The organism is Rhodococcus sp. 14-2483-1-1 (assembly GCF_002259335.1).
GTDB lineage: Bacteria > Actinomycetota > Actinomycetes > Mycobacteriales > Mycobacteriaceae > Rhodococcoides.
Genome location: NZ_NPFX01000015.1, coordinates 237,165 through 255,332, shown reverse-complemented (window position 1 = coordinate 255,332; position 18,168 = coordinate 237,165). Strand labels below are relative to the sequence as shown.

Genomic DNA, 18,168 nt, shown 5'->3' with positions numbered 1-18,168 from the left:
GTCGGGCTTCGAGCAATTGGATTCGGTGGGAGACATCGGCAGCGTCGGCGAGGAGTTCGCTTTCGCTCAGTTGCCAGATCTCCGTTGTCATGGGCCAAGTGTATCGAACATGTGTTCGACCGGCAATGTTAGTCGAATCGAAAACTATTGCCGTGCTTCACTATTCACGAAACGGAACCTGTCGGTAGCTCGTGGTAAAGGTCAACTCATCCGTCACACTCCATGATTCGTGTCGAGCCGACCGCTCGGGTCGGACGAGTACCGATGTTCGAGGACCGACCAGACGTGTTCGCGACTGTAGAGCCGACCCGAAGCTCCGATCTCCCAGAAACTTGGATCGGTGAGGCGCTCGAAGTCTTCCCGCGTGGTGCCGTACTCGCGGCGATGGAAGATCGGTTCTCGCCGTTCGAGTTCCGCGAGTACTTCGTGAAGCTCAGGCGCAGTGTGGCAATCGGGCCCGCGCACAGAATCGGCCACGACGTCGGCCCCCAGCGTCAGCCGATGGTTCCCAGCGACGCCAGAGTTTTGACGACAGCTCTCGCCGCCTCGGCACCTTTGGTTTCGAGATGCGCGGTGAAGAAGGCCTTGTGGTCGGCGTGCTCGTGGAAATGATGGGGAGTGAGCACCACCGAGAACACGGGGACGTCGGTATCCAGCTGCACCCGCATGAGACCGTCGATGACCGCCGTCTCGACGAAGTCGTGTCGATAGATTCCGCCGTCCACCACCAGTGCGGCGGCAACGATCGCCGAGTACTTCCCGGTCTTGGCCAGCCGCTGCGCATGCAGCGGGATCTCGAATGCTCCCGGGACCTCGAAGACGTCGATGGACGTCCCGGCCTGGCCGAGCCGCTCGAGTTCTGCTGCGAAACCCACTCGCGCGCGGTCGACGATGTCCAGGTGCCAGCTGGCGTGAACGAAGGCAATGGATCCGGCGAGTGGAGTCGTCATGGGTGCGATGCTAGCGGTATCGCTCGTCGAGCAAGTCGAGTGTTCCGCCATCGGATTCACCGTCGAAATACTTTTGCAACACTTCACCGAAAACGGACGTGCCCTTGGTAGCTTCGGCAAAAAGGGTCATGGACGAGTGCAGTTTCAGATTGTCCGGATAACCGAAGATCTCGTCGACCGTCCGGCCCTCGATTCCAACGGTCAGCCGAGCTGCCTTGCTCAGGCGCGGCCCCAACACCTCGTGAGACAAGTACAGTTCCGCCTCGGTCAGATCGGCGATGCCGAAGTGCTGAGCAGTCGCACTGCGGCCCAGCCCCGCCAACTGCGGGAACACGAACCACATCCAGTGCGTCTGCTTGCGTCCCGCTTTCAGTTCCTTCGTCACTGCATTCCAGACGGGATCCTGGGCGTCGACGAAGCGTTGCAGGTCGTATTCGGTCATGCCGTTCAACTTAGGTGAACCCGCGCATCAGGGTGTCGACGGTTGCGTCCAGTAGATCCTCGACGGGGACGCCGTCGAGGAGATCACCGGTGGCGAGCACCGCGAGGCCGTGCACGCTCGCGAACGCCACCCGCGCGAGTATCGCGGGGGGTGCCTCGGTGATCAGGCCGGCGCCAATGGCGTCCTTCAACAACGCTTCGGTTGCCGTCATGCTCTGGCCCGCAGCAGCTTTCAGGTCGTCGCTGGCATCGGGGTGATGTTTGGTGCTGTACATGACATCCAGTAGTTCCGGATGCTCGACGGCAAATCCGAGATACGCACGTGCGACGCCACGAAACCGCGACATCAGCTCGCCGGGACCGGTCGCGGCGGCGGCCATCCGGCGGTTCATCTCCTGAAAACCGTGTAGCGCCAGCGCATCCAGCAATGCCTGTTTGTCTCTGAAATGGCGGGCCGGGGCAGCGTGACTGACTCCGACGTCTCTGGCCAGCTGCCGCAGCGAGAGCGCGTCGACCCCACCTTGCGCAATGCTCCGTTCCGCCGCGTCGAGCAGTACCGCCCGCAAATCACCATGGTGGTAGCGCCGCGTTGCCATGCACTCACCCTAAGGGATGTTGGCATTGACAACAATGCTGACACTGCCTACATTTGCGTTCATGACTTCCACAGTGCTCATCACCGGAGCAAGCTCAGGCCTCGGCGAGGAATTCGCCACCCGATTCGCCGCACGCGGCGAGAACGTCGTCCTCGTGGCGCGGCGGGCCGACCGACTCGAGGCGCTCGCTCGCCGCATCGAGGCCGACCACGGCGTCACTGCCACCGTCGTGGCGATGGACCTGGGCGTACCTGGAGTCGGCGCAGCACTGCGAACCACGTTGGCCGAGAAGGGGATAACTCCCACTTCCCTGGTCAACAACGCTGGCTTCGGAACGCACGGCCGGTTCGCCGACGAGGATCCGGAGCGCGTGGCCGCAGAAATCGCCCTCAACGTCAGTGCGCTGGTCGACCTCACTCACGCATTCCTGCCGAACCTGACCGGTGCGCTGATCAACGTGGCGAGTACCGCTGCGTATCAACCGACGCCCAACATGGCCGTGTACGGGGCGACCAAAGCGTTCGTCTTGAACTTCACCGAAGCTCTGGCATTCGAGTACCGCACCTCGTCGCTGAAAGTCCTCGCACTCTCCCCCGGCCCGACGCGCACCGAGTTCTTCGACGTCGTGGGATCGAAAGACGCCGCGGTGGGCAACTTTCAGACATCCGAGCAAGTTGTCTCGACGGCATTGCGCGCGTTGGATTCTCGTCGCACTCCGGCCAGTGTCGTGTCCGGTCTGTCCAACAAGATCAGCGCGGGCAGCGTGCGCCTCGCCCCGCGCGGTCTGGCAACAGTGATCAGCGGTCGCCTGCTGAAAGCGTGAGGCCGACGAGGATGCGCTCGAATGCCGCTCGCTCGGAAGCCGGGATCGCGTCGAGCAGATGCCGTCTGACCGCCTCGGCGTGAACGGGCCGAGCGCGCACGACGGCATCGCGTCCCGCGGTGGTGAGAAATACCTCCACTCCCCCGTCGACCTGACGTCGAGCGATGAGTCCGCGGTCGGCCATTCGGGTCAGATGGTGCGACAGCCGGCTGCGATGCCACTCGAGCAACGCGGCCAAGGCGCTCTGCCGCAGCACCCCAGCCCCTATCTCGTGCACTCGGGTCAGAACCGCGAAATCCTGGTCCGACAAGCCAGTTTCGTCCGCAATCTCCGCGGTGACGCGAGTCCACACGGTGTCCTGCGCCCGCTTCCATACGTGCCACAGGGCCATCTCGGATTCGTTCAACAGCGTCATTGCGCAAGCCTATCCACCCACTGTTGACATGACAACACAACCGCGTGCATTGTGTTGACATGACAACACACACCGCTCTCGTCACGGGTGCCAACCGAGGCATCGGCCTCGCCATCGTCCGCGGCCTCGCCGCCCAGGGCTTTGTCGTTTATTTGGGCTCGCGAGATCTCGCCGGGGGCGTCACAGCGGCCACCGGGATCGACGGAGACATACGCCCGATTCGGCTCGACGTCACCTCGACCGACGACATCGACGAGGCCGTCCGACACATCGACACCGAAGTGGGCCACCTCGACGCTCTGATCAACAACGCCGGCGTCAACGTCGGGTATCACCGCCCTACCGAGGAGAATTCGTCGGATCTGCGAAAGGTGTATGGCGTCAATGTCTTTGCCGTCGTCGATGTGACCAACGCATTCCTGCCGCTACTGAGAAAGTCCCCGGCCGGTCGGATCGTCAACGTCACCAGCAAGCGCGGTTCCATCGGCGACGACGATGCATGGGTGGGCACGCCGTCGATGGCGTATTCGAGCTCGAAGACCGCTCTGAACGCCCTCACCGTTCACTACGCCCGAGACCTTGCCGATACCCCGATCAAGGTCAACGGAGCAGCCCCCGGGCACGTCGCCACCGACTTCAACGGATTCCGCGGAACACGATCGCCGGACGAGGGTGCGGCCGTCGCGATTCGGCTGGCCGCCCTCGACGCCGATGGACCCACCGGACTGGTATTCGAGGACAACGCCGTCCTGACGTGGTGAGGCGTGCGGCGCACCTACCCCCGTGTACGACGCGAATCGATCACTCCCGTATCGAATCCGGCCAGATGCAATCCACCGTGGAATCGCGCGTGTTCGATCTTGAGGCAACGGTCCATGACGACGTTCAATCCGGCGGCTTCGGCGTCGTGGGCCACCTGCTCGTGCCACAGCCCCAGCTGCAGCCAGATCGTCTTCGCCTGCACTGCAATGGTTTCGGTGAGAACCGCAGGAAGGTCGTCGTACTTGCGGAAGACGTCGACCAGATCCGGCGGCTTCGGCAGGTCTGCGAGCGTCGGATAAACCGTTGTTCCTTCGATCTCGGTGATCGTCGGATTGACGAGAAAGATCTCGTAGTTGCTCGTCGACGACAGATATCGGTTGACGAAATAGGATGCCCGCGAGGGGTTCTTGGACGCACCGACGATTGCCACCGTCCTGGTTTCCCGCAGAATGCGCTGGCGCTCTTGGGCGGATGGGCCCTGCCAGGTGCGTTCGGTCACGAGCGTGCCTTTCCGGTTGCCAGCGTCAGGGCCTGATCCAGATCCCAGAGGATGTCCTCGACGTCTTCGAGTCCGACGCTGATGCGGATCAATTCCGGGCCGACACCCGCTCCGCGAAGTTGATCGTCGGTCAGCTGCCGGTGGGTGGTGCTGGCCGGGTGAATCACGAGCGTACGCACGTCGCCGATGTTGGCGACATGGCTGGCAACTCGGACACTTTCGACGAACGTCTGACCGGCGTCGCGACCCCCGTCGATTCCGAAGGCGAACACCGCACCGGGTCCGGCGGGCAGATATTTCAAGGCGCGGTCGTGATGCGAATGACTTTCCAGCCCAGCCCATCTCACGTAGTCGATGCGCGGATCCTGTTCCAGCCACTCGGCGACCGCTCGGGCATTGGCAACATGTGCGTCCATACGCTGCGGCAACGTCTCGACACCCTGGATCAGGGTGAAGGCCGACTGTGGTGCCAACGCACCACCGATGTCGCGCAGTTGCTCGCTGCGCAGCTTGGTCAGAAAGCCGTACTCGCCGAAGTTTCCCCACCACGACAGGCCCCCGTACGAGGCCACCGGCTCGGTCATCTGCGGGAATTTGCCAGAGCCCCAGTCGAATCGACCGGATTCGACCACCACTCCACCCAGCGTCGAACCGTGCCCACCGAGAAACTTCGTCGCCGAGTGGATCACGATGTCGGCACCGAACTCGATGGGCCTGCTCAGCCACGGGGTCGCCATCGTCGCGTCGATCACCAACGGGATCCCGTGCTCGTGCGCAACGGCGGCTAGACCGTCGAGGTCGGCGATCTCCCCCGACGGGTTCCCGATGATCTCGGCGTACATGAGTTTGGTCGAATCCGTAACCGCAGCAGCGTAATCCGCCGGATCGGTGCCCGGAACGAACGTGGTCTCGACACCGAAGCGGCGGAGTGTGACGTCGAGTTGGGTCACCGTGCCGCCGTAGAGACCGGCCGCCGCGACGATGTGGTCCCCGGTGCCCGCGAGAGCAGCGAACACCGCGAACTCGGCCGCCAACCCACTGGCGAACGCGACCGCTCCGATGCCGCCTTCGAGGCTCGCGATGCGCTCCTCGAAGGCGGCGACGGTCGGATTGCCGATACGGCTGTAGACGTTGCCGTACTTCTGCAGAGCGAACAGATCGCCTGCGTCAGAAGAATTCTCGAACACGTAGCTCGCCGTCTGATAGATCGGCACAGCACGCGAACCGGTGGAAGGATCAGGCCTTGCTCCGGCGTGAATTGCTCTGGTACGTAGGCCGAATGTCCGTTCGCTCATGACCTCAGGCCGTTTCGAGAACGGTGTGGATCGGGGTGGGGTTGCGCGTCAGATCCAGCACGGGGCAGTGATCGTCGACGGCCTGTTGCAGCTCCTCGTACCGTTCCCGCGTCTCCGGCCCCGTGACCGTGACGACAACACGCACCTCACCGAACCCCGGGCGCACCGCGTCGTCGAACCCGAAGAATCCGCGCACGTCGAGATCTCCCTCGGCCTTTGCGCTGATGTCGTCGACGACGATGCCCAGCTTCTCGGCCCAGACACGATAGGTGACCACCTGGCAGGACAGCAGCGACGCGAGGTAGTACTCCACGGGATTGGCGGCCTTGTTCTCCCCGCCGAGGGCCGGCGGCTCGTCCACCTCGACGCTGTATTTGCCGAGTGTGACGGTGCTGGCGACGGCGTCGTGTGCGGTGGCCGAACCACGAAAGACGACCTGGGCGTTCTTCGCGTCGGCCTGTACGGCGTCATCGGTGGCAGCGATGACGCCGCCGAGATGAGAGACAGATGTGGTCATGAGAATTCCTGTTCGATTCGAGGGTTGCCGGAACTACCCGAGGAGCGCAAAAGCCCGTCGGGAATGGGTTCGATCGACTGTTACGAACAGGAGGAGGTGCAGACGAGACCGAAGTCGATGGTGCGACGACGAACGAGCCTTCTGGCTGCGTCGGTCACATGTGTCTCGGTCACGAAGCCGACAATAGCCTAGGAACGTCTCGCCTACGAGAACTGGTCCGCGCCGACGTCGGTCTCGTCGTCAGTGATGGCCGCGACGATGCGCGCTGCCACCGACTCCGGGGTCAGCCCCTGTGGCAGTTTCGGTGCCTGCCCGGCGATCGGCCTAGTGGCCAAGCCGGTCTCGGTGTGCGGTGGCCGCACATCGACGATCCTGATCTTCGACTTACGGGCTTCTGTGCGAACACTTTTCAGCAGCGCACTCACCGCGGCCTTGCTCGCAGAGTAGGCACCCATATTCGGCATCGGCTTGTCGGCCACCACCGCACTGATGTTGAGGACGAAGCCGCCCTGATCGAGTGTGGTCAACGCTTCGCGCATGATGCGCAGCGGCGCGAGGTAGTTGAGCAGCAGCAGTTCGTCGACGGTGTCGTCGTCCACTTCGGTCACCGGCCCGAACGCCACGACACCGGCGGCGATCACGATCCCGTCCAGACCGCCGTGGTGTTCGACGGCCTCTGCGATCACCGAGCGAGCCGAATCCGGAAGCGTCAGATCGGCATTCACCACGTGATGATCCGAGGACTCGAGGCTGCGACCGCTGACGGTCAACCGCGCACCGGCTTCTGCGAGCTGGTCGACTATCGGGGACCCCAGCCCACCACTGGCACCGAATACGAGAATGCGTGCGCCGTCGAGTGAGGTCATACCCCGAACTTAATCGCCGCCTCGTACCCCGCGCTGACGTTGAGCCATTTTGGGTCATTCCGCAGGCTCCACTCCCGCGACGACTAGCTCAACAACTTCTTCTGTACCTTGCCCATGGCATTGCGCGGCAGCGAGTCGACCACGCGAATCTCGCGGGGCCGCTTGTGAATCGACAGCTCGGTGGCCACCAGATCGATGAGCACCCGATCCTCGACATCGGTGCCCACGACGAAGGCCACGATGCGCTGGCCCAGGTCGTCGTCCGGCAAGCCGACGACAGCGACCTCGTCCACGCTCGGATGCCCCAGCAGCACCGTCTCGATCTCCCCCGCGCCGACGCGATAGCCGCCGGATTTGATCAGGTCCGTCGACGCGCGCCCGACGATGCGATGAAAGCCGTCCGGCTCGATCAGAGCGACATCTCCGGTGTCGAACCAGCCGTCCTCGGTGAAGGTCTTCGCTGTCGCCTCCGGGTTGTTCAGGTAGCCGTCGAACAGCATGGGGCAACGGATCTGGAGTGCTCCGATCGATTCACCGTCGTGGGGCAGGATTTCGCCCTGCTCGCCGCGCAGTCGGGTTTCGACGCCTGCGACCGGTAGTCCCACCGAGCCCGGGCGACGCTCACCGTCGGCGCGGGTGCTGATGGTGATGAGGGTTTCGCTCATGCCGTACCGCTCGATCGGGGCCTGGCCGGTGAGCTCGCGCAGCTTCTCGAACACCGGTACCGGAAGCGGCGCACTGCCGGAGACCAGCAACCGGGCTTCCGCGAGAGCTCGGGCGGACGTCTCGTCGGCGGCGACCCGCGACCACACCGTCGGCACCCCGAAGTAGAGGGAACCACGCGCTTCCGCGTAGAGCTCCGGAGTCGGCTTACCGGTGTGAATCAGTGGGCTGCCGACCCGCAGAGGACCGAGGACCCCGAGGATGAGACCGTGCACATGGAACAGCGGAAGCCCGTGCACCACAGTGTCTTTCCACGTCCAGCTCCACGCATCCGCCAATGCGTCGAGGCCGGCCGCGATGGCGCTGCGAGAGATCAGGACGCCCTTCGGCGGGCCGGTGGTACCGGAGGTGTAGAGCACGAACGCAACGGAAGACGGCTGCGGTTCGGCGTAGCTGTGCCACGACCGCGCGTGCTGACGCACCGGTAGAACCTCGAGCCCGGCGGTATCGGGCGGAGCTTCGCCGAGCCACGCCTGCGCACCCGAGTCCCGGAGGATGTGCTCGCGTTCGGCGACACCCGCGTCCGGCGGGACCGGCACCACGGTGACTCCGGCGATCAGGGCACCGACGACCGCGAGCACCGTCTTGACCGACGGCGTTGCGTAGATCGCGAGCCGATCTGCCCGCGCGATACGTTCGGCAACCGAGGTCGCAGCACCCAGGATGTCGGCGCGAGAAAGCGAGACTCCGTCGATGGTGATGGCGTCGGGAATATCGTCTCCCCGCGCAACGGCGAGTGGGTTCAGTGAACGAAGCAGCACATGGCTACCGTACATACATGGACGTGGACGGAATCGACACCGGCGATTACGCCGAGTACATGACGGTCGCCGCCGGTGACCTGCAGGCGGGCGTCTATCTCATCGGAACCGACGCCGAGCAGGACACCGATTCCGAGGACGACCTCGACCTGGATCTCGAAGACGAGGATTCGGACGACGACGCCATCGACATCGCGCACGTCACCGACGGCGCGCCGAGGCTGGTCTACTCGGTCCAATCGGACGATTTCTGGACGCGGGTGGAACTGGCCGATCTGCGAGCCACTCAGCTCTACGAGGAAGCCCACGCACGCAATCCCGAGGTCAACACCGAGCCGAAGCGCTTCACCACCGTCGAAGCGTTCGGCAGCAATGAACTGGTCTACATCCTGCGCATCAGACGCGGCGGCTGGGACGTGGGCGAGCCCGACCTCGATTGACCGCTGTCGCCGCTAGGCCGAGGACGCGACGGTTCCGACGCCGAGGGCGACCAGGAATCCGGCACTGATGCGGTCCAGCCAGTCGGTCACCGCGGGCTTGCGCAGCAACGCGACCGCGCGTGAGGCGACGACGGAGAACACTCCCATCACCAGGGCTGCCACCACCACCTCGACCAGACCGAGCGTCATTGCACCGGTGAACGTGACCACGGTGAGGAACTGCGGCACCACGGCCAGGTAGAACAGTCCGACCTTGGGATTGAGCGCGCACGAGAGAACTCCGGCACCGAACGCCGACCATGCGGCCGCCGCTACCGGCACCAGCGGCTCACCGGCCACCTTGTTCTTTCGGCGTGCCCGAAACGCCTTCACGCCCAGGTACAGCAGATACAGCCCGCCGAGGATCTTGACCACGCGATACGCCGTCGCCGACTGCTCGACGATCGCCGCCAGCCCAACAGCTACCAGCACGGCCCAGAACAGTCCGCCGATCGCGACGCCCATCGCCGCCGCGATCCCGGGCTTGAGGCCGCCGATGCTGTACCGCAGCACCAGAAACGAATCGGGCCCGGGCAGGATCGCCAACAGAAAACACACGCCGGCGAAGCTGAGCAGCAGGGTGACGGTCATGCGTACATGAGAACACCCAGGCGGAGCCGGAGCCAACTGACTCAAGTGTCCACAATTTGGGTCGAGAAACGGGATCCCGTGCGCCGAACCGAATTGTGGACGCTCAGCGCGCTGGAGAAACCCGACTACCCGCGCAGGCGAGTGGCCGCAGCCTCGATGCGCTCGTCCGTAGCCGTCAGTGCGATACGCACGTGCTGTCCGCCGTCCGGCCCGTAGAACTCTCCCGGAGCGGCGAGGATGCCGCGTTCGGCGAGCCAGTCGACGGTGTCGCGGCACGGTTCGCCCCGAGTGGCCCACAGGTAGAGCCCGGCCTCGGAGTGATCGACGGTGAATCCTGCTGCCTCGACGGCAGCTTTGAGCACCGTTCGCCGGGCCCGGTATCGCTCGCGTTGGATGCTCTCGTGCTCGTCGTCGGCCAGAGCCGCGGTCATGGCGGCCTGGATCGGCAGCGGCACCATCATTCCGGCGTGCTTGCGCACCTCGAGCAACTCGGCCACGAGGGACGCGTCGCCGGTGACGAAGCCGGCGCGATAACTCGCCAGGTTCGAGGTCTTCGAGAGTGAGTGCACGGCAAGCAGATTGGTGTGATCGCCGTCGCACACGCGAGGATCCAGCACCGACACGGCGTCAGCATCCCAGGTCAGTCCCAGATAGCACTCGTCGGAGACGACGATGGCATCGCGCTCGCGGGCCCAGTCGACGACCTTGCGCAGGTGATCGACGCCGAGCACCTTGCCCGTCGGGTTGGACGGAGAGTTGACGAAGACCAACGACGCCCGCTCCGGCCCGAGCCGCGACAGGCCGTCTGCCCGCAGAATACGCGCACCGGCAAGCAGAGCACCCACTTCGTAAGTGGGATAGGCCAATTCGGGGATGACGACCAGGTCGTCGGCACCCAGACCCAACAGAGTCGGCAACCAGGCGATCATTTCCTTGGTGCCGATGGCCGGCAGCACCGCGTCGACCCCGATGCCGGTGATGGAGTAGCGGCGCTCGAGCGCAGCCACCGCGGCCTCCCGCAGCGCAACGGTACCGACGGTCGTCGGGTATCCGGGTTCGTCCGCAACCGAATTCAGTGCGGTGCGGATGACCTCGTCAACCGGATCCACCGGCGTCCCGACCGACAGGTTGACGATGCCGTCCGGGTGCGCCGACGCCTTCTCCTTGGCAGCGGTCAACGAGTCCCAGGGAAAATCGGGCAGCGCCGCTGCCACCGCTCTACGTGCCAAGGCGTCAGTTCTCGCCCATGGGAGGCAGAGCCTTGATGAACGGCGGGTCGTAGTCGGTCTTGCCGAGCTTCGCGGCACCGCCGGGAGATCCCAGGTCGTCGAAGAAGTCGACATTGGCACCGACGTAGGCGCTCCACTGCTCGGGAACGTCGTCCTCGTAGAAAATGGCCTCGACGGGGCACACGGGCTCGCAGGCCCCGCAGTCGACGCATTCGTCGGGGTGGATGTACAGCATTCGGTTACCCTCGTAGATGCAATCCACCGGGCACTCTTCGATGCACGCTTTGTCCAGTACATCTACGCACGGTTCTGCAATCGAGTAGGTCACTGCTGCTCTCCCCTCCTGTATCGATCGTGGGCGCTCGCGCGCCCTGAGCATCCTAGTATCGCCGTCCGAACATGGGGCAAATCGACCAGGGTGGCCTCACCTGCCCCGAACGGCTATCGCCGCAGCTGCTTCGCGGGCACGTCTGCACCGCGTGCGGACGCCTTCTTGTGCGCCGCGAGCCACTTGCGGCCCTGCTTGGCGGCGCGCGAGAGCGCGCCCCGCTCACCGAGGTATCCGGCGACGCCGCCGACGAGCGGAATGGCTCCGAGTACGCGGTAGAACCCACGGGGGTGCGGGCGCTTCTCCAGTTCGCCGGCAACGTCGCGCAGCACGTTGGCGATCTGCCACATTCCGCGCAGCAGTGCGAACGGGCCGGATTTCGGCGATTCTTCCTTCTTCGCGGGAGCGCTGTCGGCCAAGGACGTCAGGTCGCGCTTGCACAGCACCGACCCGAGTAGCGCCACGTGCGTCTCGCGGTCGGTCACTCCGGATTCGCGGGCCACCGCCACGAGCACCATCGCCTGGTTGGCGAACCCGAGCAGATCCTGGATCGGCAGACGGTTGACCAGGATGCCGAACACACCGGGGAATGCGACGGCAACGGTGTTGAGAGCTCCGATCCGATTGACCCACCACTGCGAACGAGCGTCACTGTCGAGCTTTTCCCAGCCGGCGGTGCCCGGGAAGTCGGTGGTGTCGAAGGCTTTCGCGAGAAAGTCGATGACGTTGTCGAGGGTCGAATCGTCCGCAGAGGACTCGCGGAACGTCCGACCCTTGAGACCGATCGGGTCACGTGTGGCAAGGATGTCGAGCACAGGATGAATGATGGCGACGGCGCTGCTCAGCACCGCGGCGACTCGACGGTCGTCCATGTCAGACAAGCTCCATTTCGAAAATCAGGACCCAGGGTCAGATCAGGCCGGCGACCGACACCTCTGGTGCCGGGCCGTACGTGGTGGTGCGCTGACGAACCGGTCGTCCGATGCCGTCGGCGATCTCGTGCAGTTCCGCGACGGTCTTCTCCGAACCGTTCTGCGAACCCGCCATCCGCGAGATCGTCTCTTCCATCAGGGTCCCGCCCAGATCGTTCGCGCCTCCGTTCAGCATCGCCTGTGTACCCGTGATTCCCAATTTCACCCACGATGTCTGGATGTTGTCGATCCGGCCGTGCAGCATGATCCTGCCCAGAGCATGCACCGCGCGGTTGTCCCGGTTGGTCGGTCCGGGCCGCGACGCCCCGGCCAGATACAACGGTGAGGACTGGTGCACGAACGGCAGCGGCACGAACTCGGTGAATCCACCGGTCTTGTCCTGGATCTTCTTGAGCACGTTCAGGTGACCGACCCAGTGCGACGGGTTGTCGACGTGCCCGTACATCATCGTCGAGCTCGACCGCAGCCCCACCTCGTGCGCGGTGGTGATCACTTCGATCCACTCGGCGGCAGGAAGCTTGCCTTTGGTGAGCACCCACCGGACCTCGTCGTCGAGGATTTCCGCGGCGGTACCCGGAATCGAATCCAGGCCGGCGGCCCGGAGCTCGGTGAGCCACTCGCGGATCGACTGACCACCGCGCGAGGCCCCGTTGACGATCTCCATCGGCGAGAACGCATGCACGTGCATCGAGGGCACCTTGGCCTTGACCGCCCGTACCAGATCGGCATATCCCGTCACCGGCAGTTCGGGGTCGATTCCGCCCTGCATGCACACCTCGGTGGCTCCGACGACATGCGCTTCCCACGCCCGATCGGCTACCTCTGCGGTGGACAGGGTGAACGCGTCGGCGTCGCCCTTGCGCTGAGCGAACGCGCAGAAACGGCACCCGGTGTAGCAGATGTTGGTGAAGTTGATGTTCCGGTTCACCACGTAGGTGACGGTGTCCCCGTTGACCTGCTTGCGCAGATCGTCGGCGAGCGCAGCGACGGCATCCATGCCCGGGCCCTCGGCTGTGGCCAGCGCGAGGTACTGCTCGTCGGACAATCCGGCCGGGTCCTTCTCCGCTGCCGTGAGCGCTGAGACCAGGTCGCGGTCCACCCGCTCGAGCCCGGCGAGATCACGGACCTGCTCGCGGATCGATTCCCAGTCGCCGAACGCATTCGCCAGATCCGAGCGGGTCTCGGTGTTGCGGCCCTGGGTGTCGATCTCGGTGTTCAGATCCACCCGACCCGAGGACTCCCACTCCTCGTCCGGCTCCTGCCACGGCAGACCCGTCGGGTTCACACCCTCGCGAGCCATGCCGGTCTCCGGATCGGCCACCGCCCGCACGTGCGCCGAGATCCGCGGATCGATCCACGGCGCGCCGGCGAGAACGTACTGCGGCTGCGCGGCGGTGCGCTCGACCAACCGGTATCCGGCCGTTGCCGACAGCTCGGCGAGAGTGTCCAGGTTCGGCCACGGCCGCTCGGGATTGACGTGATCGGGCGTCAGGGGCGAGACCCCGCCCCAATCGTCGACGCCCGCCCCCAGCAACGCGGCAGTCTCTTCCGGTGCGACCAGATTCGGCGGAGCCTGAATCCGCATCGAGGGGCCCAGCACCATGCGCGTCACCGCGATGGTTGCCAGGAACTCTTCGAGACCGGCGTCGGGCACCGATCGCATCGCGGTATCGGACTTGGCCAGGAAGTTCTGCACGATAATTTCCTGAACGTGCCCGAAAGACTTGTGCACCTTGCGAATTGCCATGATCGACTCGGCGCGGTCGCGCAACGTCTCGCCGATGCCCACCAGAATGCCGGTGGTGAACGGGATATTGAGCCGGCCCGCGTCGGTCAGGGTGCGCAGCCGAACCTCGGGATCCTTGTCAGGGCTGCCGTAGTGCGCCTGCCCCTTCTCCTCGAACAACCGACGCGAGGTGGTCTCGAGCATCATGCCCATCGACGGGGCGACCGGCTTGAGTCGCGAAAGTTCCTGCCAGGACATCACTCCCGGGTTGAGGTGCGGCAGCAAGCCGGTCTCCTCGAGCACCCGGATCGACATGGCACGCACGTAGTCCAAGGTCGAATCGTAGCCGCGGGAATCGAGCCACGCCTTGGCCTCGGGCCACCGCTCCTCCGGTCGGTCGCCCAGAGTGAACAGCGCTTCCTTGCACCCGAGCGCGGCACCCTTGCGAGCGACGTCGATGATCTCGTCGGGATCCATGAACATCCCGTGCCCGGCGGCATTGAGCTTGCCCGGCACCGTGACGAACGTGCAGTAGTGGCACTTGTCGCGGCACAACCGCGTGATGGGTACGAATACCTTGCGGGAGTACGACACCGTCTTCGGCCGGCCCGCGGATTCGAGCCCGGCATCGCGTACCCGGGACGCCGACGCCATCAGATCGGTCAGATCGTCACCGCGGGCGTGCAGCAGTACCGTGGCCTCGTCGACGTTGAGAGACACTCCATCGCGGGCACGACGCAACACTCGTCGCATCGCAGAGGGGGCTGGTACGGGATCCGGTAGAGAAGTCACCCGTCGATCATGCGCCTTCCCGGTACGCCCGTGCCACTGCAGGGTCTTCGGGCTGCCGCCCCCACTCCGACTCGGGGTGGTGGATACCAAAAGACACCTCTAGGTTTGTAGCCGTGACAACGATGACCGACCCCCAGTGGCAACCGTCTCCACGTGCACGTCTTCTCTGGGCTCTGAGTGCCGGTCTGCTGTGGCTACCGGTCTTCGTCGCCCAGATCGTCTGGGCCGTCGTCGACTCGACGTGGACCTCGTGGCCGCATGTCGCCGTCCTTGTGGCATCGATAGTGCTGGCGGCCCTGCACATCACGATCGTTCCTCAGTGGCGGTACCGCGTCCATCGTTGGGAGATCAGCGACACGGCGGTCTACACCCGCACCGGCTGGCTCAGTCAGGAGCGCCGCATCGCGCCGATCTCGCGAGTGCAAACGGTCGACACCGAGCGTGGACCGCTCGATCGGTTGCTCGGATTGGCCACGGTCACCGTCACGACGGCGTCGTCGGCCGGAGCAGTGAAGATCACGGCACTCGATCGAGACGTCGCAGACAAGACAGTGGCCAGACTGACCGATATCGCCGGCCGCACCGTCGGAGACGCAACGTGACAGATCAGGAGCTCCTCGCCGTCGAGGAAGAGCAACCGTGGCTACGCCTGGACAAGCGAATGTTGTTGGTGCACCCGGTGAACGAGGGCATCAAGATCCTGCCGGTGCTGCTGATCTCGTTCTTCGTCGGCAGCCAGAGCGGTAACCACTACTGGAGTCTCGGCATCCTCGCGGTCGTGGTGGTGTTCGCAATTCTGCGCTGGTTCACCACCAGCTACCGGATCGGCCCGGTACATGTGCAACTGCGCACCGGAGTGCTGCAGAAGAAGGTTCTGTCCATCCCGCGCAACAGGATTCGGTCGGTCGACGTGGAAGCGAACGTGCTGCACCGGATGCTCGGATTGTCGATCCTGCGGATCGGAACCGGCCAGCAGGCGGGCAAGGGCGAGGCCTTCGAGCTCAACGCCCTCGACACCTCGCTGGTCCCCGCACTGCGTGTCGATCTGCTGCAGCGAGTGTCGGGACAGATTCCGGCAGCCGACGGTATCCCCACCGCAGCACCGAATCCCGAAGTGGAGATTGCCCACTGGCAGTTCTCGTGGGTGCGATTCGCCCCGTTCTCGATCACCGGCATCGTCACCATCGCCGCTGCCGTCGGCGTGCTGTTCCAGTACGGACTGGGGCAGACGCTGGCCGAGTCGTCGGTGGTCTCGAACAGCATCGACTCCGCCGAGCAGTTCGGAATCGCCGTGTTCGTCGTCGTAGCCCTCATCGCCCTGCTCGTCGTGTCGAGCATCTTCGCGTGTGTCCGCTACCTGTTGACCTACGCCAATCTCACTGTCACCGACCAGGGTCGCACCCTGCACGTCAGCCACGGACTGCTCCGTACCCGTCAGTCGACACTCGACCGCAAGCGGCTGCGCGGCACCTCCCTGTCCCAACCGCTGCTACTGCGTTCCGTCAGCGGTGCCCGCCTGGACGCCATCATGACCGGCGTCAGCGCCGAGAAGAAGGAATCGTCTCTGCTGCTCCCCCAGGCCCCGCAGGCCGAGGCTCTACGAATGATGACCACGGTGCTCGGCGACGCCGGTCTGCACGGCGGCGCCGACCGGCCACTGCTCGAGCACGGCCCCGCAGCGCGACGTCGCCGTTACACCCGGGCAGCGCTGCCGCTGCTGGTCATCGCCGCCGGCCTGGGCGTTGCACAGTATTTCGGCGCGCCGATTCCGATCCTCGCGTGGACAGCGATCGGGGTGTTGTTCGTCGCCGCGGTCGGCCTGGCTCACGATCGCTACCGAGGCCTCGGCCACGCAGTGCTGCCCGGCTGGCTCATCACCCAGCACGGCTCACTGGACAGAACTCGGCACAGCCTCGAGGCCGCGGGCATCATCGGCTGGACGGTGCGGCAGACGTTCTTCCAGCGCCGCGCCGGGGTGGCGACCATCGTCGCGGCAACTCCGGCAGGCGTCGGCCACTACGAGGTGATCGACATCCCGGTGGAGAACGCGTGGGCCATGATCGACGCCGTCACCCCGGGAGCCGGAGACATCTGGCTGCGACGCACCTGACCCGCTATGAAGAAGGCACGCCCGCAAACCATCGAACAACTCGACATCGCGGTATCGCAATGTCGCGCCTGCCCGCGCCTGGTGCGGTGGCGCGAACAGGTGGCCGCCGAGAAGCGTGCAGCATTCGCAGACGAAAGCTACTGGGGCAAGGCGGTTCCCGGATTCGGACCGGCCGATGCGGCGATGCTGATAGTGGGCCTCGCTCCGGCGGCACACGGGGCGAACCGCACCGGCCGAATGTTCACCGGCGATCGAAGTGGTGACGTGTTGTACCGAGCCATGCATGCCGTCGGGCTGGCAAGCCAACCCACCGCGACACATATCGGCGACGGGTTGACGCTCAACGGAGTTCGCATCACGGCCCCGGTGCATTGCGCGCCGCCGCAGAACAAGCCGACTCCGGCCGAACGAGACAGGTGCACACCGTGGTTGGAAGACGAACTGCGGTTGCCTCGTCCGACGTTGCGATCGGTGCTCGTTCTCGGCGCCTTCGGCTGGCAGTCCCTGCTTCCGATACTGGCCGCCAACGGATGGGAAATACCCAGGCCTGCTCCGAAATTCGGCCATGGAGTTCGACTGGAGCTGGGCTCGATCACGGTGTTCGCCAGCTACCACGTCAGTCAGCGAAACACCTTCACCGGACTGTTGACGCCGACGATGATCGAGGATGTCCTTCGGGATGCGGGTCGGCATGCACGCTTGCTGTGATCGCCTTCATCCGGAACGTGAACAGCAGAACACCGGCCGGGCCCGCCCCTGCAATGATGAGCAGCATCGTGCGCCAGTCGGCGAGCAGCAGCACATCGTTGCCCGGGCCGCCCAGCATGCACAGCACCACCGCGACGAACCAACCGATCAGGGGTGACGCCACCCAGATCGACCGCTCGGCTACCTTACGCGCGGCCAGGATCAGCGCGACGTTGGCGATGCCGCCGAGTAGTGCGCTGATGGGGAATTGCACCGAACCGAGGTAGGTCGGCAAGAAGAAAACCGACAGAATTCCGGAGAGAAAGCCGTCGAACACCAGTACTGCGACGGTCGCCCAGGACACCAGGGCGACAGTATTGGATGCGGCCTTCGAGATCATGCGCCCAATACTGCCTTGACCCGGGTTGTTTCAGTGCATCGCATTCGAAAAACCGGGCACCGGCACTCAGGAAACCGGCGGATAGCCCAGCGAGGTGAGCAAGTTGCTCGCACCCATGGCGATCTGACCCAGAACGTACTGGTACAGATCTGCCTGCGCGCCGAACTGCGGCTTGAGAGAATCGACGAACGCGACGATGGCGTCCTGCACTACCCAGTTGTACATATGTGTTCCGCCCCTGCTGTG

Annotated in this window: 22 protein-coding genes; 6 read left to right on the top strand and 16 right to left on the bottom strand. The window is 64.8% G+C overall.

All coding sequences use genetic code 11. The features are described 5' to 3' along the window. Positions 1 to 494: 494 nt before the first annotated feature. The 3 genes from CH294_RS16545 to CH294_RS16535 are packed head-to-tail and all read right to left on the bottom strand — an operon-like array spanning position 495 to position 1,987. A complete protein-coding gene (locus CH294_RS16545) occupies positions 495 to 950 on the bottom strand; it encodes a 6,7-dimethyl-8-ribityllumazine synthase (RefSeq protein WP_037171563.1) in 456 nt (151 codons plus the stop codon). Positions 951 to 960: 10 nt separating this feature from the next. After that, a complete protein-coding gene (locus CH294_RS16540) occupies positions 961 to 1,392 on the bottom strand; it encodes a DUF1810 domain-containing protein (RefSeq protein ID WP_032403008.1) in 432 nt (143 codons plus the stop codon). 10 nt (positions 1,393 to 1,402) lie between these two features. Next, positions 1,403 to 1,987: a TetR/AcrR family transcriptional regulator gene (locus CH294_RS16535; RefSeq protein WP_094738542.1), complete on the bottom strand. Its 585-nt coding sequence runs from the start codon at positions 1,985 to 1,987 to the stop codon at positions 1,403 to 1,405. A 61-nt stretch (positions 1,988 to 2,048) separates the two neighbouring features. On the opposite strand from CH294_RS16535, the gene CH294_RS16530 reads away from it, so the two are divergent. After that, positions 2,049 to 2,810, top strand: a complete 762-nt coding sequence (locus tag CH294_RS16530) for an SDR family oxidoreductase (RefSeq protein ID WP_249305334.1) — start codon at positions 2,049 to 2,051, stop codon at positions 2,808 to 2,810. Here CH294_RS16530 and CH294_RS16525 read toward each other — a convergent pair. Continuing rightward, on the bottom strand, positions 2,785 to 3,225 hold the full coding sequence (locus CH294_RS16525) for a MarR family transcriptional regulator (RefSeq protein WP_094738540.1): 441 nt from the start codon (positions 3,223 to 3,225) through the stop codon (positions 2,785 to 2,787). The genes CH294_RS16530 and CH294_RS16525 overlap by 26 nt on opposite strands. Positions 3,226 to 3,284: 59 nt before the next feature. On the opposite strand from CH294_RS16525, the gene CH294_RS16520 reads away from it, so the two are divergent. Then, positions 3,285 to 3,986 (top strand): SDR family NAD(P)-dependent oxidoreductase, encoded by a 702-nt coding sequence (locus tag CH294_RS16520; RefSeq protein ID WP_094738539.1) that lies wholly within the window; start codon positions 3,285 to 3,287, stop codon positions 3,984 to 3,986. 14 nt (positions 3,987 to 4,000) lie between these two features. Here CH294_RS16520 and CH294_RS16515 read toward each other — a convergent pair whose 3' ends face one another. The 5 genes from CH294_RS16515 to CH294_RS16495 form a co-directional block, all read right to left on the bottom strand. Further along, complete coding sequence (locus CH294_RS16515; RefSeq protein WP_094738538.1) at positions 4,001 to 4,486, bottom strand: CoA-binding protein; 486 nt, start codon at positions 4,484 to 4,486, stop codon at positions 4,001 to 4,003. Further along, complete coding sequence (locus CH294_RS16510; protein WP_094738537.1) at positions 4,483 to 5,781, bottom strand: O-acetylhomoserine aminocarboxypropyltransferase/cysteine synthase family protein; 1,299 nt, start codon at positions 5,779 to 5,781, stop codon at positions 4,483 to 4,485. The genes CH294_RS16515 and CH294_RS16510 overlap by 4 nt, the downstream gene beginning before the upstream one ends. 4 nt (positions 5,782 to 5,785) lie before the next feature. Beyond that, positions 5,786 to 6,298, bottom strand: a complete 513-nt coding sequence (locus CH294_RS16505) for an OsmC family protein (protein WP_032380590.1) — start codon at positions 6,296 to 6,298, stop codon at positions 5,786 to 5,788. Between the two features lie 203 nt (positions 6,299 to 6,501). After that, on the bottom strand, positions 6,502 to 7,164 hold the full coding sequence (locus CH294_RS16500) for an SDR family oxidoreductase (protein WP_094609673.1): 663 nt from the start codon (positions 7,162 to 7,164) through the stop codon (positions 6,502 to 6,504). Positions 7,165 to 7,247: 83 nt separating this feature from the next. Next, on the bottom strand, positions 7,248 to 8,663 hold the full coding sequence (locus CH294_RS16495) for an acyl-CoA synthetase (protein WP_094738536.1): 1,416 nt from the start codon (positions 8,661 to 8,663) through the stop codon (positions 7,248 to 7,250). Between the two features lie 2 nt (positions 8,664 to 8,665). Here CH294_RS16495 and CH294_RS16490 point away from each other — a divergent pair, with 2 nt between their 5' ends. After that, the gene (locus CH294_RS16490) at positions 8,666 to 9,088 is read left to right on the top strand and encodes a hypothetical protein (RefSeq protein ID WP_032403001.1); all 423 of its coding nucleotides are present in this window, start codon (positions 8,666 to 8,668) and stop codon (positions 9,086 to 9,088) included. Positions 9,089 to 9,100: 12 nt separating this feature from the next. On the opposite strand, the gene CH294_RS16485 is transcribed toward CH294_RS16490, so the two are convergent. From CH294_RS16485 to CH294_RS16465, 5 genes are all read right to left on the bottom strand, one after another. After that, a complete protein-coding gene (locus tag CH294_RS16485; RefSeq protein WP_032403000.1) occupies positions 9,101 to 9,718 on the bottom strand; it encodes a LysE family translocator in 618 nt (205 codons plus the stop codon). A 125-nt stretch (positions 9,719 to 9,843) separates the two neighbouring features. Beyond that, the gene (gene dapC, locus CH294_RS16480; RefSeq protein ID WP_037153461.1) at positions 9,844 to 10,947 is read right to left on the bottom strand and encodes a succinyldiaminopimelate transaminase; all 1,104 of its coding nucleotides are present in this window, start codon (positions 10,945 to 10,947) and stop codon (positions 9,844 to 9,846) included. Positions 10,948 to 10,951: 4 nt separating this feature from the next. Then, positions 10,952 to 11,275, bottom strand: a complete 324-nt coding sequence (fdxA, locus tag CH294_RS16475) for a ferredoxin (protein ID WP_008714223.1) — start codon at positions 11,273 to 11,275, stop codon at positions 10,952 to 10,954. 113 nt (positions 11,276 to 11,388) lie between these two features. Then, entirely contained in the window at positions 11,389 to 12,147 is a 759-nt protein-coding gene (locus CH294_RS16470; RefSeq protein WP_032402998.1) for a hypothetical protein, read from the bottom strand. 37 nt (positions 12,148 to 12,184) lie between these two features. Beyond that, positions 12,185 to 14,725 (bottom strand): bifunctional FO biosynthesis protein CofGH, encoded by a 2,541-nt coding sequence (locus CH294_RS16465; protein ID WP_170944749.1) that lies wholly within the window; start codon positions 14,723 to 14,725, stop codon positions 12,185 to 12,187. 122 nt (positions 14,726 to 14,847) lie between these two features. On the opposite strand from CH294_RS16465, the gene CH294_RS16460 reads away from it, so the two are divergent. From CH294_RS16460 to CH294_RS16450, 3 genes are read left to right on the top strand one after another with little or no spacing between them, the layout of a single operon-like run. After that, a complete protein-coding gene (locus CH294_RS16460) occupies positions 14,848 to 15,327 on the top strand; it encodes a PH domain-containing protein (RefSeq protein WP_094738535.1) in 480 nt (159 codons plus the stop codon). Between the two features lie 59 nt (positions 15,328 to 15,386). After that, positions 15,387 to 16,835, top strand: coding sequence for a PH domain-containing protein (locus CH294_RS16455; protein ID WP_249305337.1), 1,449 nt, complete (start codon positions 15,387 to 15,389; stop codon positions 16,833 to 16,835). A gap of 6 nt (positions 16,836 to 16,841) precedes the next feature. Beyond that, on the top strand, positions 16,842 to 17,543 hold the full coding sequence (locus CH294_RS16450) for a uracil-DNA glycosylase (RefSeq protein WP_094738533.1): 702 nt from the start codon (positions 16,842 to 16,844) through the stop codon (positions 17,541 to 17,543). On the opposite strand, the gene CH294_RS16445 is transcribed toward CH294_RS16450, so the two are convergent. Together CH294_RS16445 and CH294_RS27525 are read right to left on the bottom strand one after the other, a co-directional pair. Then, positions 17,470 to 17,922: a hypothetical protein gene (locus CH294_RS16445; protein ID WP_032380580.1), complete on the bottom strand. Its 453-nt coding sequence runs from the start codon at positions 17,920 to 17,922 to the stop codon at positions 17,470 to 17,472. The two genes, CH294_RS16450 and CH294_RS16445, sit on opposite strands and share 74 nt — an antisense overlap. Positions 17,923 to 17,988: 66 nt before the next feature. After that, positions 17,989 to 18,147 (bottom strand): hypothetical protein, encoded by a 159-nt coding sequence (locus tag CH294_RS27525; protein WP_008714214.1) that lies wholly within the window; start codon positions 18,145 to 18,147, stop codon positions 17,989 to 17,991. Positions 18,148 to 18,168 lie beyond the last annotated feature (21 nt).